10 protein-coding genes and 1 pseudogene are annotated in these 13,895 nt (G+C 70.6%); 5 read left to right on the top strand and 6 right to left on the bottom strand.

Annotation, left to right across the window (positions count from 1 at the left end; translation table 11 throughout):
• The first annotated feature begins 94 nt into the window (after positions 1–94).
• Positions 95–2,515 carry a beta-galactosidase gene (locus ABZ783_RS27535; RefSeq protein WP_357442985.1) on the top strand — a complete coding sequence of 807 codons (2,421 nt, stop codon included), beginning with the start codon at positions 95–97 and terminating at the stop codon, positions 2,513–2,515.
• Between the two features lie 85 nt (positions 2,516–2,600).
• Here ABZ783_RS27535 and ABZ783_RS27530 read toward each other — a convergent pair whose 3' ends face one another.
• Both ABZ783_RS27530 and ABZ783_RS27525 read right to left on the bottom strand, forming a co-directional pair.
• Positions 2,601–3,638 carry an alpha/beta hydrolase-fold protein gene (locus tag ABZ783_RS27530; RefSeq protein WP_357442983.1) on the bottom strand — a complete coding sequence of 346 codons (1,038 nt, stop codon included), beginning with the start codon at positions 3,636–3,638 and terminating at the stop codon, positions 2,601–2,603.
• A gap of 9 nt (positions 3,639–3,647) precedes the next feature.
• Positions 3,648–4,679, bottom strand: a complete 1,032-nt coding sequence (locus ABZ783_RS27525) for a hypothetical protein (protein ID WP_357442980.1) — start codon at positions 4,677–4,679, stop codon at positions 3,648–3,650.
• Between the two features lie 169 nt (positions 4,680–4,848).
• On the opposite strand from ABZ783_RS27525, the gene ABZ783_RS27520 reads away from it, so the two are divergent.
• Both ABZ783_RS27520 and ABZ783_RS27515 read left to right on the top strand, forming a co-directional pair.
• Complete coding sequence (locus ABZ783_RS27520; protein WP_357442978.1) at positions 4,849–6,612, top strand: phosphatidylglycerol lysyltransferase domain-containing protein; 1,764 nt, start codon at positions 4,849–4,851, stop codon at positions 6,610–6,612.
• Between the two features lie 122 nt (positions 6,613–6,734).
• Positions 6,735–7,370: an SGNH/GDSL hydrolase family protein gene (locus tag ABZ783_RS27515; protein ID WP_357442975.1), complete on the top strand. Its 636-nt coding sequence runs from the start codon at positions 6,735–6,737 to the stop codon at positions 7,368–7,370.
• A 207-nt stretch (positions 7,371–7,577) separates the two neighbouring features.
• Here the strand turns inward: ABZ783_RS27515 and ABZ783_RS27510 are convergent, their stop codons facing one another.
• A complete protein-coding gene (locus ABZ783_RS27510) occupies positions 7,578–9,005 on the bottom strand; it encodes a glycoside hydrolase family 28 protein (protein ID WP_357442973.1) in 1,428 nt (475 codons plus the stop codon).
• A 364-nt stretch (positions 9,006–9,369) separates the two neighbouring features.
• Here ABZ783_RS27510 and ABZ783_RS27505 point away from each other — a divergent pair, with 364 nt between their 5' ends.
• Positions 9,370–10,416, top strand: a complete 1,047-nt coding sequence (locus ABZ783_RS27505; protein ID WP_357442971.1) for a LacI family DNA-binding transcriptional regulator — start codon at positions 9,370–9,372, stop codon at positions 10,414–10,416.
• 83 nt (positions 10,417–10,499) lie between these two features.
• Positions 10,500–11,075: a DinB family protein gene (locus ABZ783_RS27500; protein ID WP_357442969.1), complete on the top strand. Its 576-nt coding sequence runs from the start codon at positions 10,500–10,502 to the stop codon at positions 11,073–11,075.
• A gap of 45 nt (positions 11,076–11,120) precedes the next feature.
• Here ABZ783_RS27500 and ABZ783_RS27495 read toward each other — a convergent pair.
• From ABZ783_RS27495 to ABZ783_RS27485, 3 genes and pseudogenes are all read right to left on the bottom strand, one after another.
• Positions 11,121–11,269 (bottom strand): annotated as a pseudogene (locus ABZ783_RS27495) (transposase); the annotation flags it as partial.
• 41 nt (positions 11,270–11,310) lie between these two features.
• Positions 11,311–12,327: a LacI family DNA-binding transcriptional regulator gene (locus tag ABZ783_RS27490; RefSeq protein ID WP_357442967.1), complete on the bottom strand. Its 1,017-nt coding sequence runs from the start codon at positions 12,325–12,327 to the stop codon at positions 11,311–11,313.
• Positions 12,328–12,366: 39 nt separating this feature from the next.
• Positions 12,367–13,806 carry a glycosyl hydrolase family 28 protein gene (locus ABZ783_RS27485; RefSeq protein WP_357442964.1) on the bottom strand — a complete coding sequence of 480 codons (1,440 nt, stop codon included), beginning with the start codon at positions 13,804–13,806 and terminating at the stop codon, positions 12,367–12,369.
• Positions 13,807–13,895 lie beyond the last annotated feature (89 nt).

Raw genomic sequence — 13,895 nt, 5'->3', positions numbered from 1 at the left:
TTAACAGAAACCGGTTTCAGCCGACCATAGGCAGCCGAGACGAAGTTCACAAGTCTCTGATCCACAATCTCCCGTGTGAGGAGCTCTGCCCCATATGACAGAAGTGCTGCTCCGGGATCGCAGGATCCTCATCAACGGCCGGCCCGAGCTGCTGCTCGCCGGTGAGGTGCACTACTTCCGCCTCGCCCGGGTCGACTGGGCGGACCGGCTCGACCTGCTCCGCGACTGCGGCGCCGACACCGTCGCCACCTACGTGCCGTGGCTGTGGCACGAACTCCCCGACGGCTCGGTCGACCTGATCGGACGTACCCACGAGCAACGCGACCTGGCCGGCTTCCTCGACCTCGCACACCAGCATGGGCTGCGGGCCGTGGTCCGCCCCGGCCCGTTCATCATGGCCGAGGTCAAGAACGAGGGCATCCCCTACCGGGTGTACGACGAACACCCGCACCTGCTGCCCACCACCTGGGACGGCGCGCCGATCAGCACCCGCACCATCGACTACCTGGCACCGGAGTTCCTCGCCGCGGCCGACGGCTGGTACGCCCAGGTGATGCCACTGATCGCGGAGCGCCTCGCGCCGCGCGGCGGCCCCGTGGTGGCGGTCCAACTCGACAACGAGATCGGGATGCTGTCCTGGGTGACCAACTCCCCCGACCTCACCGACGCCCTCTGCGCCGACCTGGCACGCTGGGCCGTCGAACGGTACGGCAAGGACACCGCCGCGACGCGCACCGGCGCCGACCCGGCCGACCCGCCGGCATGGGCGGCCACCCTGCGCACCCCGGTCGAGGAACGCTCCCTGGCACTGCACGACGACCTCGGGCGCTACATGCGGGACCGCTACCGCCGGTACGTGGCGGCGCTGCGAGCCAGCGCCGAGCGATACGGAGTGACCGGGGTGCCGTTCCTGGTCAACGTGCACGGCACCGGCGGCGGGAGGGGACGCACCTTCCCGATCGGGATCAGCCAGCTCATGGAGTCGTACCGCGGGCAGCCGCAGCTCACCTCCGGCTCGGACTACTACCTCGGCGACCTCACCGTCACCAACGTCGCCGACCTGTACGTGTCCAACGCCTTCCTGGCCGCCGCGCACGACAGCGACCAGCCACTGACCTGCCTGGAATTCGAGGCCGGCAACGGCGACTACGGCGAGGACCTGTCGACGCGCTACCCGCCCGAGGCGATCGACCTGAAGACCCGCATCTGCGTGGCGCAAGGCAACCGGCTGCTCAACCTCTACCTGTTCGCCGGCGGCCACAACCCGCCGCTGGCCGAACCGGTCGGCGACGGCAACGACCGGATCGCGTTCACCGGCGAGCGGCACGGCTTCGCCGCCCCGGTCGGCCCGGAGGGGCAGCTAAACCCGACGTATCCCGCGGCCCGGCGGGCGCTGCACGCCGTACGCGGGGTGGCCGACCTGCTCGCCGACGGCGACGAGGAACACGACGAACTCGCGCTCGGTTTCGTACCCGACCACTACCTGACCGAGTACCACCACCCGGCGTCCACCAACCGGTCCGAGCAGGTCGCCGAGCTGGAACGGTTCCGCGGCATGGGCGCGCGGGACGTACTGGCGCGGGCGCTGCTGCTCGCCGGCTACTCGTTCCCCGCAGTGAACCTGCAGGCTCCGGCGGGCGGCGCAGCACAGGGCCCGGGCGGCACACCGCCCGTGCTGGTGCTGGCCACCGCCCCCACCCTCGGCTCGGACGTCCAGCAGCGGCTGGTCGACCATCTGCGGGCCGGCGGCCGGCTGTTGCTGCACGGACCCCTGCCCACCCGCGACCACGACGGCACGCCGTGCACCCTGCTGGCCGACGCGCTCGGGTTGCGGACGGACGGCTGGCTGGAGGGCGGCCCACACTACTTCCCATCGGTGGTGGGCCACGCCTGGGCGGCCCGCCCCGCCGAGGTCCGGGTCGGCTACGCCCAACTGCTCACCGGGTCGGGTGACCGGCTGCTCACCGAGGTCGGCTCCGGCCGGGCGTGCGGCGTAGAGGTGACCGTGGGCGCCGGCCGGGCCGTGCTGATCGCCACCGACTACCCGTGCCACCTGGACTTCTGGCGGTCAGCGCTGGACCGGCTCGGGGTGCGGCCCCGGCTCCGGCACGACGCGGGCGAACCCGGGCTGCTCCTCACCTCGACCGTGGACCGATCCGGCCAGCGGCTGCGTCACCTGATCAACGTCGCGCCGTCGGCGATCGAGTTCAGCCTGTGGCACCGGGACGAGCCGGTACTGTCCGGCCGGCGGCTGCGGATCGGCGCCCGCGCCGGGCTGATGCTGCCCGCCGGGGTCCGCGTCGGACCGGCCACGCTGCTGGAGAGCAGTTGCGAACTGGTGGCCCGCAACGGCTCGGAGGTACTGCTCCGGCCGACCCAGACCGAGGATGTCACGGTCTTCGCCACCGACCGGCCGGTACACGCCGACCGGGGCGAGGTGACCGTCGCCGAGGGTCGAACCACCCTGACCGTCCGGGCCACGGATGGCGAACCGGTCCGGGTCAGAATCGGCTGACCGCCGCTCCCCGGTGGTCAGGGCGTCGATCCCGATCGACGTGCGCAGCGGCCGCTGCAACACCCCGGCGGGTGGGCACCTGGCGTCAGCCCGCCGCCAGTGGTCGGGCCAGCCAACTGGAGAGCCAGTCGAACGCGGTTGGCTCCATCGCCAGCCAGGTACCGGCGTTGTGGCCGCCGCCGTTGATGTACGCGGTGGTGACGCTCATCGGCGCGCGGGCCAGCCGGGCCAGGGTGGTGGTGCTGCGCAGCGACGAGTGGTCCGCGCGGGCGGAGCCAAGATAAAGAGCGATGGCGGGTGGCGGTAGGTGCTGCAAGCGCCAGGCATCGTTGTTCAGCGTGTTCTCGGAGCCGTCCCCGACGGTGATGCCTGGGGTGGTGTAGCCGGAGAGGCTGGCTGCGGCTGCGTATCCGGTCGGGTGGCGCAGGGCCAGGTTGGCCGCACAGAAGGCGCCGGCCGAATAGCCGATCAGTCCCCAGCCGGCCCGGTCGGTCCGTACGCGCAGTTGGCTCTTGACGGCCGCCGGCACGTCGACGGTCAGGTACGTCTCGGCCTGCGGTCCGTGGCTGAGGTTGGTGCACTCGGTGTCTAGCAGCCGGTCCGGCGTTATGTACGGGAACAGCACCACGGTCGGTGCCATCCGACCGGCGGCAATCTCCCGGTCCAGGTACTCGGGCGCGTGCAGGGTTTTTGTCCATCCCATCGGTGACGACGGGTAGCCGTGCAGGGCCTCGATGACCGGGAAGCGGGCGGCGGGGCGCGCGTCGTAGGCGGCCGGCAGGTACGCCATCATCGGCAGCGAGAGGCCGCTGGCCTTACCGGGGACGGTGAGGTTGACCAGGCGTCCGCCGGATCCGCTGCCGGGCGGCGGCGGATCCGAAAGCGCAGCTGCGGCCGGTGGTGCGCCCGTCAGATCGGACCACGAGGTGTAGGTCTCGACCTGACGGTTGACCCATACCAGGGCGGCGGCGAGGGCGGTCGCCACGCAGAGGCTGGCGCTGCCGGCCCGCAGCGCCACCCGCCACCATCCGCTGCCACGCTCCCAGGCCAGCGCCAACGCGACGGCGGCGACGACGGCCGCCGCGACGGCGAGCAACAGGAGCGCGAGGCTGTCCGGCGCCATCTTCCCCTCCTAAGCGGACGTGTTGGCAGTGCCGACGGGCGGCTGCACCGGGGCGATGCGGCGCGGCGGCACCAGGCTGGGCTGGCCGTGCGGGGTACGCACCTGCCGCACCAGTGGCGCGGGCTCGGGCAGCGGGGCGGGCAGCTGCCGGATCGCCCAGATCAACGCCGCCCGCAGCGCGTCGAAACCGGACGGCCGGGTGGAGCCGGCACGGGGCACTACGGCCGGGCCGCCGGTGGCGGTACGCGCCGGAGTGCCCAGCACGGCCACCGTCACGCCCACCGGCAGCCCTTTCGGTGCGGCCGCGCCAACGGGCCGGCCGCGCCCCGCCCCGACGGGAACCACCGCCAGCGCCGGATAGCGGCCGGGCGCGGCCAGCACCACCTGGCGGGCCAGCGGCTCCTGCCCCGCTGACGACACCAGGGCCCAGCTGTGCCCGGTGACGCGCAGGTCCCGGCTCAGTTGGGCGGGCAACGTCATGGCCAGCGCCGGTACCGACGCTGCCGGGGTGGTGTGGGCGAAGATCAGCACGGCCGGTCCTGCCGCCGTCTGCGCCGAGCGGGCCAAACTAGTCGCGGCCGCATTGCCCCACCCGTCCCCCGCGCTGCTGAGGACCAGCACCGCCGGGTATCGCCAGCCGGGGTTGCGCAGGTAGTCGGCGGGTACGGTGACGGTCGGTGGGGCGGCCAGGTGCCAGTCCGCCCACCCGTCCGGTCGCCACTCGAAGGCGAACGGCTGCGCGGAGTCGCTGTGGTCGTGCTGGCGCACCCACTGGTCCAGCTGGCCCGGCGTGCTGGCATTGTGACGGCCGCCAGCGATGGCCTGAGTCAGCAGGTCGTCCCAGTTCGTGTAGAACTGCGCGGAACGGTTCACCGCCAGCCCCACGGCCAACAGCACCAGGGCCTGGGTCAGCAGCACGCCCACCACCCGTAGCGGGATGCGGAGCCGGCCGAACCGCCGCCAGCCGACAACGGTTGCGGCGGCCGCCCCGACGGCAGCCAGCCCCGCCAGGACGAGCAACGAAATGCCGGTCAGTGCCATATGCACCTCCACGCCCTGAACCGTGCCGGTAGGGCTGATGGTCCACCCGTTCGCTGAGAGAGGCTGCAACATTTGCTGGAGGATCGCTGAACGCGGCGGTGTGGGCTGCTCAGCTCACTCACAGCGCGCACGCTGATGGGGCTCAGCGAGGCGGCCGATGATGACCCGCATGGCGCCGCAAGGAGGCACAGCATTCGTCGGCGGGCCCTGGCGGCCACGCCCGCCGCTGACGCGGGCCGGCGTGGCCCGGCTTGTGCAGGTGGCCGGCGTGTTCACCATCCTCACCTGGCTCCTGCCGCCGCGTCGTGGCGGGCTGGAGGTCCTGGCGGAGTACCTGCCGATGACCGGCGTCCTCACCGCCCGCGCAGCCACGGCGGTCAGCGGGGTGCTGCTGGTCTACCTGGGTGCGGGGCTGCGGCGAGGCAAGCGCAGCGCCTGGCGGTTGGCCGTCTTCCTGGCCAGCGTCGGCATGGTCCTGCACATCGCCAAGGGGCTCGATTTTGACGCGGCGGCGGTCTCGGGCGCACTGCTGGCCATGCTGGTCGCGGTGCACGGCCAGTTCCGGGTGGTCGCCGATCCGCGCAGTCCGTGGCGCGCGCTGGCGGCGTTCGCCGGCTTTGCGGGCGCCGGCTTCACGCTCGGCATGCTGGAGATAGCCCTACGGCCGAACCGCCTGGTCGGCACGCCGGGCGTGCGGCTGTGGGCGGAGCACGCCGCGCTCGGTCTGGTCGGCGCACCCGGCCCGCTGCGATTCCGGCACCCGCTGGGCGCCGAGGCGGTCAGTCTCACCACCGGCGCGTTCGGGCTGCTCGCGGTCGGCGCCGCCACGGTGCTGCTGCTGCGCCACGCCCGGCGCGATGCCGACGAGCGGACCGCGGAACAGGACCACCGGCTACGCGAGCTGCTGCGCGGGTACGGCGCGGCCGACTCGCTGGGCTACTTCGCCCTGCGTCGGGACAAGCTGCTGATGTGGGCGCCATCGGGAAAAGCTGCCGTGCCGTATCGCGTCATCGACGGGGTCAGCCTCGCCACCGGTGACCCGATCGGGGACCAGGATGCGTGGTCGCAGGCGATCGACGCGTGGCTGGCCGACAGCGCCCGGCATGGGTGGACCCCGGCGGTGCTCGGCTGCGGCCCGTCCGGCGGACGGTCGTACCGCCGCAGCGGCCTGGACGTGGTGGAGCTCGGCGACGAGGCCGTGGTGGACGCGGCCGGATTCAGCCTCGAGGGCCGGCCGATGCGCGCCGTGCGCCAGGCGGTTGCTCGTGCGAAGCGCGCCGGGTACACCAGCGAGGTGATCCGCCAGCGCGACCTGTCGCCGGCCGCACTGGCGGAGGCGGTACGTGCGGCCAGCCAGTTCCGGGACGGACCGGTGGAGCGCGGCTTTTCGATGGCACTGTCCCGCCTCGGCGAACCGCAGGACGGCGACTGTGTGCTCGTGCTCTGCCGCGACGGCACCGCTCGGCTGCGTGGCGTGCTGCAGTTCGTACCATGGGGAAACGACGGGCTGTCGCTGGACCTCATGCGTGGCGACCGCTCGGCGGTCAACGGCGTGATGGAACTCATGGTGGTCAGCGCGATCGAAGCGGCGCCCGGCCTGGGCGTGGGACGGCTCTCGCTGAACTTCGCCGTGCTGCGCTCGGTCTTCGCCCGCGCCGAGGGGCTGGGGGCCGGGCCGATCCTGCGGATCTGGCACCGGCTATTGCGGCTGGCCTCCCGGTTCTGGCAGATCGAGTCGCTGTACCGGGCGAACGCCAAGTACCAGCCGGCGTGGCAGCCGCGTTACCTGTGCTTCCCCACTGCCCGCGACCTGCCCCGGATCGCCATGGCCGTACTGAAGGCGGAGGCGTTCCTGCCGACCGGGTGGCGCCGGGCGCGGCGCGCAGACGGCGACGCCTGCGCGCCATCCCTCGAACCGCTCGGGGTGAGGTGATGGCAGAAGGGGCGCGGCGACGCACCGCCCTGCGACGCGCCGCTGCGATCGCCATGCTCCTGTCGACTGCGATCAGCGGCGGCGAACCGCCGCCGCCCGCACCCGGGCCCGCCGCGGGTGCGGTGGTCGCGCTCGGCGACTCCGTGCCGGCCGGGTCGGCCTGCGACTGCGTGCCCTTCCCGGACCTGTACGCCCGCATGCAGGTGCCCGCCGTCCCCTCCGTCAACCTCGCGCGCGGCGGCTTCAGCTCCGACGATGTGTGGGCGCAGCTCGAGTCCCCTGATACGGACGAGGACCTGCGCGAGGCTGGCGTCATCATGATCATGGTTGGCGCGAACGACCTGGCCGCCGCGTTCGACGCCGACGGCGACGACGCAACCTATCGGCGAGTCGCGGCGCGAGTCGGCGCCAACGTGGCCGCCACGATTGACCGGATCCGCGAGTTGCACGACGGTCCCGTCACGGTGCTCGTGCTCGGCTACTGGAACGTCGTCAAGGACGGCTCCGTGGGGCTTGCCGAGTACGGCGATGCCGGCATGGCGCAGTCGGCTACCGCCACCCGGTACGTCAACCAGGCTCTGCGCGACGCGGCCGCTGAGACGGCCGCACTCTACGTGCCCACCTACCCGGCGTTCAAGGGCGTCGCCGGCGACCAGGACCCCACCGACCTGCTCGCTGACGACGGCGATCACCCCAACGCGGTGGGCCACGAACTCATCGTCCGTGCGGCGAACGCCGCCGTAGCTGCGAGCAGATGACCATGGCCGCCATCGCGATCGCCGGGCCGACGAACACGTGGCCCAGGACGACGGTGCGGACCAGCCTTTCCGCGTAGGCGTTCGCTCGCGGACGCTTCGCCACCTGCTGGCCGAGACCTACCCCTCCATGGGTGTGCTTGCCGTCAGGGCGAGGCCGGTCACGGCCAGCAGGTCCGGACGTCGGAGGTGGTGAGCAAAGTGCGGCGCCTACTTCCAGTCGAGATTGCCGTCGACCCGGTCGCCGTTGATCATGAGGTTGTCGAAGCGGAGTCGCTCGACGTTCTCGAGGACGAACGGCTTGTCCGCCTTCTTCACCACGATGTCCTTGAGCAGGACGTCCCGCAGCGGCGCGGCCTGCGGACCGTGGACTTCGAGCACCTGACCGGCGGCCTCGACGGTGATGTCGGAGAACACGATGTCGCGGTACACCGGCGGGAAGTTGCCGCCCAGTTCACCGGGGTAGTTCAGCTGGAACCAGATGAAGGTGTCGAAGGACTCGACTGTCATGTTCCGCACGCGGATATGCTCGACCGTGCCGCCCCGGTCGAGGTTGCCCTTGAACCGGATGGCGGAGGCGCCGGTGCGCAGCACGTTGTCGGTGAAGTAGACGTGGCGGATGTCGCCCGACATCTCACTGCCGAGGGCGATGCCGTCCTCGCCACCCATGTCGTTGTTGCGCACGACGATGTATTCACTCGGCCGGCCGATGGTCCGCCCGTCGAGGTCTCGGCCCGACTTCACCACCACGGAGTCGTCGCCGGTGCGGAAGGTGTTCTTCTCGATGAGCACGTGGGTGCTCGAGTCGACGTCCACGCCGTCGTTGTTCGCCCGGTGGCTGTCCACCACGAGGTTGCGCACGATGGCGTCGTCCGTGTAGACGAGGTGGTTGATCCAGAACGGGGAGTTGTGGATCGTGTAGTCCTGCAGGAGCACCCGCGTGGCGTGGAAGAACTGGACAGCGCTGGGCCGCAGGTAGGTGCCGGCTCCAAAGATCCGCTGCTCGACCGGCACGCCGGTGAAACCCATCTGACGCAGCCGCAGCTGGTCGCCCTGCTGCTTTCCCGTCCAGCTGTGGAACTCGTGCTGCTCGTTGCCGTCGATGACGCCCTTGCCGGTGATTGCCACGTCGTGCACGTCATTGGCGTAAATCAGCGGTGAGTAGCCGAACAGCTCGGTGCCCTCCCAGCGGGTGCGCACGACGGGCAGGTAGTCCTTGGCGGCCGGACTGAACAGCAGCGTGGCTCCCTCGGACACGTGCAGGTCGATTCGGCTGGCCAGATGGATCGGCCCCTTGCTGAACCAGCGGCCGGCGGGCAGGATCACCCGCCCACCACCATCCTGGGAGGCGCGCTTGATGGCGGCCATGATGGCCGGACGCGCGTCGGCGCTGCCGTCGCCCACGGCACCAAAGTCGGTGACCACATAGTCCCGCTTCGGGATGGCGGGCGTCTCGATCTTGTCGACGATCCGCTGGATCATCGCCGAGTCGGCGTTGGCGCTGGCTCTGGGGCTCGCGTCGGCTCCGGCGGCCGCGGTGACTGTCGAAGCGAGAGCCAGGGCCAGCAGGACGAGGACGGCACGGGGACGGCGTCGGCCTCGTGATGCTCGCTTCGGTTCCGGCAGTTGCGTCGTCACGGCATTCCCTTTCGGTTCGGGGGAACGGACAGGTGGTGACGGTGGTGCGTTGGCTCGTACGGCGTCGGTCCCCCGCAGAAACCCGGTCGGGGTCTGCGCATTGTGGGGCGTCGGAAGCCCGGAGGTGACCGTCCACCGACGATCAGCCATGCAAACGTTTGCATGGATTATTTCGACCATCACCGCTCCTTGTCAACGGCCCTGAGGCAACAGATCCGCCGGTAAGCGCAGATCAGGGTCGACCGCCCCGGTGCTGAGGCATGCGACGATCCAGACCCGCGTCGGACGCCCGAGCTGCTCCGATCAAACGTTTGCACCGAATGGCGGCTGAGGTGGTCCGCGCATCGATCGCCCCGGTCGTACAGTGGCGACCAGCAATCGGATCAGGAGGTGCGGTGTGACGGGCGGAAGGCGGGTTCGTCTCGTCGACGTCGCACGCGAAGCGGGCACGTCGGTGTCGACAGTCTCCCGGGTCCTCAACGGCTCGGAGCAGATCTCGTTCGAGGTGAGCAACCACGTCCGCTCGGTCGCCGCGCGACTGGGTTACCGGGCCGACGGCGCGGCGAAGGAGCTCAAGCTCGGCCAGGTCCGCACCATCGGGGTGACTGTGCCCGATCTGGCCAACCCGTTCTTTCCCGAGGTGCTCAAGGGCCTCGGCGCCGGGGCGCGCGCGGCGGGCCACCGACTGCTGATCAGCGAGAGTGGGGAGGACCCTGACGAGGAACTGCGGCTGGCGGAGGAGTTGACCAGCCACGCGAGTGCCCTGGTGCTGTGCAGCTCGCGGCTGCGACCAAAACACCTCGCCAGGATCCTCGACGGGCCGATCCCGGTCGTCTGCGTCAACCGAACGGCGAAACAGGCGGGGGTGGTCTGCGTCGATTACCGCTCCGGCAGCCGGCAACTGCTGGACCACCTCGCGAACCTCGGCCACCGGCGGATCGCGTACGTGGGTGGGCCACCTGCTTCCTGGTCGGACGGGCAGCGTCGCCGCACGTTGCGCACCCTGACCCGGAAGATGGGCATGCAACTGGCGGAGATCACCGGGGGCTGGTCCGGCGACCACGGGTACGACGCCGGGCCGGAGGTGCTGGGCATCGGCGCCACGGCGGTGATCACCTTCAACGACCTGGTCGCGATCGGGCTGCTGAGCTGGTTGCACGACACCGGCGTCGAGGTGCCCGGCGCGGTGTCGGTGACCTCGTACGACGACATCCCCATCGCGGCGTACGCGCGACCGCCGCTGACCTCGCTGCGCAACCAGCGCGCACAGCTCGGCCGGCTGGCCTGGGATCACCTGTCGGCGCGCCTGGCCGGTGACCAGTGGCCACAGCCGGTCATGCTCACCCCGACGCTGATCGTCCGCGCCAGCACCGGGCGCCCCTTGGAGAACGGCGAGGCCGATCCCGCCTGAGACCAGGGCGTGTCCTGCCGATCATGGGCTCCGTGGGTCGTCCGGGGCAGCGCCGACACCCAACCGGATGCCATAGTGCCGCCATGAAGGCAGACCTATACAGCTACTTGAAGGGCGGCCGTGACGCGCTGCTGTGGAAGCTCGACGGGCTCAGCGAATACGATATTCGACGTCCGTTGACCCGGACCGCCACCAACTTGCTCGGTCTGGTGAAGCACTCGGCGGCCATGGAGATCCTCTACTTCGGCGTCGTGTTCGGCCGACCGTTCGAGCAGGAGCTGCCGTACGTCGGCGACGGAGCGGAGACCAATGCCGACATGTGGGCGACTGCCGATGAGACCCGCGAGGAGATCGTCGCTCTTTACCGTCGCGCGATCGCCCACGCCGACACCACCATTGAAGCCCTTGCACTGGATGAGGTCGGCCGTGTGCCGTGGTGGGGCGATGCAGCGGTCACGTTGCACCACGTCCTGGTCCACGTCATCGCGGAAACGCAACGGCACGCCGGCCACGCTGACATCGTGCGCGAACTCATCGACGGCGCGGCCGGGCTGCTGCCCAGCAACGACAACCAGCCCGCCGCCGACGAGTCATGGTGGCTGGACTACCGCCAGCGAGTGGAGCAGGCCGCCCTCGACGCCCACAAACACAGCAACTAGGTTTTCTGTCGATCATGGAAGCCAGATGATGGCGGCGATGAGTACCGGCGCACCCGTGCGCAGCTTCCACAGGATCCCGTTGATGACCTGGCGGTGATCCCGCCACCGCCCCCGCGCACTGCCCGCTCGGGCAGCAGCAGCGCGATCACCGCCCGCGCCTCATCGGTCAACCCACCACGACGTACCTCTGGCACATCGTCAACGATCAACCACTAGAAGATCGGCAGGACATGCCCTAGCTACGCTCCTGACGGGGTGGGGCGGTGGAGCCGCGGACGGCGAGCTCGACCGGCACCCTGGTCGCTGTCAGCGACGGTCCGGCTCCCTCGGTGGCGAGCCGCTGCCAGGCCAGCCGGCCGACCGCCCGCTTGGGCACGGCTACCGTAGTGAGCCCGGGCGGGGTGAGGGCGCTGAGCGGGATGTCGTCGAAACCGGTCACCGAGACGTCGCCCGGCACCGCGACGCCGAGTTCGGTGAGCCGGCTCAGGACGCCCAGCGCGACGTAGTCGTTGAAGGCGACGATCGCGGTCGGCTTGTGTCCCAGTGCCTCCTCGGCCACCCGGTGGCCGTCCGGCGCCGTCGAGCCGCACGGGATCTGCACGACGTCGAGTCCTCGGCCGGCGGCGGTGCGCAGGGCGCGCCGGCGCTGCCCGTCGGACCAGGCGTGGGGCGGCCCCTGCAGGTAGACGAGACGGCGGTGCCCGAGCGACGCGAGGTGGGCGCACAGCTGTGTCATCCCCTGGTGGTAGTCCACCAGCACCGCCGCCACCGACGGGTGTCGTACCAGGCGGTTGACCAGGACGAGGGCCGGGAGCTTGGTGGCCAGCTCCCGGAGTCGGAGCGTGCTCATGCGGGGTGAGCACAGCATGACGCCGTCCACCCAGCGGCCCAGTTCGGTGGCGGCCCGGTATTCGACCTCGGGATCCTCGTCGGTGTCGGCGACGAGAGTGCGCCAGCCGCGCTCGGCGGCCGCCGGCGTCGCGCCCTTGAGCACCTCGGCGAAGTAGGGATTCGCGAGGTCCGGGACGACGACGCCGACGGTGTGCGAGCGTCCGCTGAGCAATACCTGCGCCGCGGGGTTGGGCCGGTAGTCCAGATGCGCTGCGGCGTCGCGTACCCGTTGGGCCAGGTCGGCCGAGACCGGCTTGGCGCCGGTCAGCACCCGGGAGACGGTCGCGGTGGACACCTGCGCGAGTCGGGCCACGTCGTGGATGGTCGACCGGGTCGGTGAGCTGCGGGGCGTTCGCTGCACCGCCACATTTGACCATGCGGCCCCCGGTGCTCCGGACACTCAGGCCGACGCGAGCACGAGCGGTTGCCCGTTCTCGACGACGTTGCGTAGCACGAGGTTGTCGACGTACTCCACGACGCCCGGCTTACCCGTGGTGCCGAAGTCCACGTTCGTGAGGGTCACGTCGGTGATGTGGTCGTCGGCGTAGCCGCGAAGGTTGAGAGCGCGCCCGGCCTGGCCGACGGTCAGGTCCCGGACGTCGATGTTGCGCACCACCGGGTTAAACCCGTAGCCGGGACCCTCCTCGTAGAAGAAGTTGACGTCGATGACCGCGCCGGCGACCTCGCCGATGCGGATGTCGCGGGCGTAGACGTCGGTGATGAACCCGCCGCGGACGGAGTTCGTCTTGAACCGCAGGGCGATGTCCAGGTTGGGGCTGGACATCTCACAGTTGCGGGCGAAGACGTTGCGCACCCCGCCGGACATCTCGCTGCCGATGGTCACTCCGCCGTGGCCGTCGCGCATCAGGCAGTCCTCGATGAGGATGTCCTCGCTCGGGACGTTGACCCGGCGCCCGTCGGCGTTTCGCCCGGCCTTGATCGCGATGCAGTCGTCGCCGGTGTCAAAGGTGCAGCCGCGGATGACGACCATGCGGCTGGATTCGGGGTCGCAGCCGTCGTTGTTCGGGCCGTGGGAGTTGACGGTGACGTTCTGCACCAGCACGTTCTCGGACAGGGTCGGGTGGATCTCCCACATCGGGGAGCGGACGATCGTGACCCCCTCGATGAGCACATTGCGGCAACGGTAGGGTTCGATGAAGGACGAGCGCAGACAGTCGCCCTCGCCGAACACCCGCTGCTCGACCGGCACGCCCTGCTCGGCCATGGCGAACAGCCGGGCCCGGGCGGCGTCCTGCTTCGGGTCGCCCTTCTTCCAGCCGTACTCGGCCTTGCCCTTCCACGGCCACCAGTGCTCGTTGTCCGCCTGACCGTCGAGCACCCCTGCACCGGTGATCCCGATGTTCTCCTGCTCGAAGGCGTAGATCAGCGGTGAATAGTTGTAAAGCTCGACGCCCTCGAACCGGGTCAGCACGGCTGGCAGGTAGTCGGCGGGGCGTTGGCTGAACAGCACCACCGCCTCGGCGGTGACGTGCAGGTCGACGTTGCTGAGCAGGTGGATCGGCCCGGTGAGGAACCGGCCGGCCGGAACCAGCACGTGCCCTCCCCCGGCGACGTGACAGGCGGCGATCGCCTGCCTGATCGCCTCCGTGCAGTCGGTAGCGCCGTCACCGACGGCGCCGTACTGCCGGATGTCGAACCAGCGGTTGGGGAAGTGCGGGCGGCGTACCTTCGCGCTGATGTACTCGGCGCGGGCCCAGGGGTTGCCGGGAGGCGTGGGATCGGCGCTTGCCCGGCCGGCGACCAGCGGCGCGAAGGCTGCGGCGGAGGCGGTCACCCCGGCCCATCGGAGGAAGTCACGTCTGCTGTGCTCGGTCGTCATGAAAGCTCTCCTGGTCTGGCCGGAACCGGTAGGTAAAGCTTTTCCTACCGGCCGAACGCATCGGCGTCAACGGATTGGCGGATGGGACT

This window comes from Micromonospora sp. NPDC047738 (genome assembly GCF_040642675.1).
GTDB lineage: Bacteria > Actinomycetota > Actinomycetes > Mycobacteriales > Micromonosporaceae > Micromonospora.
This window is presented reverse-complemented; position numbering and strand designations above follow the sequence as displayed.

Bases quoted from the DNA above. Each gene is read 5' to 3' on its own strand.
- ABZ783_RS27535 (WP_357442985.1), top strand. From the start codon at position 95: ATGACAGAAGTGCTGCTCCGGGATCGCAGGATCCTCATCAACGGCCGG.
- ABZ783_RS27530 (WP_357442983.1), bottom strand. From the start codon at position 3,638: ATGGCGCCGGACAGCCTCGCGCTCCTGTTGCTCGCCGTCGCGGCGGCC.
- ABZ783_RS27525 (WP_357442980.1), bottom strand. From the start codon at position 4,679: ATGGCACTGACCGGCATTTCGTTGCTCGTCCTGGCGGGGCTGGCTGCC.
- ABZ783_RS27520 (WP_357442978.1), top strand. From the start codon at position 4,849: ATGGCGCCGCAAGGAGGCACAGCATTCGTCGGCGGGCCCTGGCGGCCA.
- ABZ783_RS27500 (WP_357442969.1), top strand. From the start codon at position 10,500: ATGAAGGCAGACCTATACAGCTACTTGAAGGGCGGCCGTGACGCGCTG.
- ABZ783_RS27485 (WP_357442964.1), bottom strand. From the start codon at position 13,806: ATGACGACCGAGCACAGCAGACGTGACTTCCTCCGATGGGCCGGGGTG.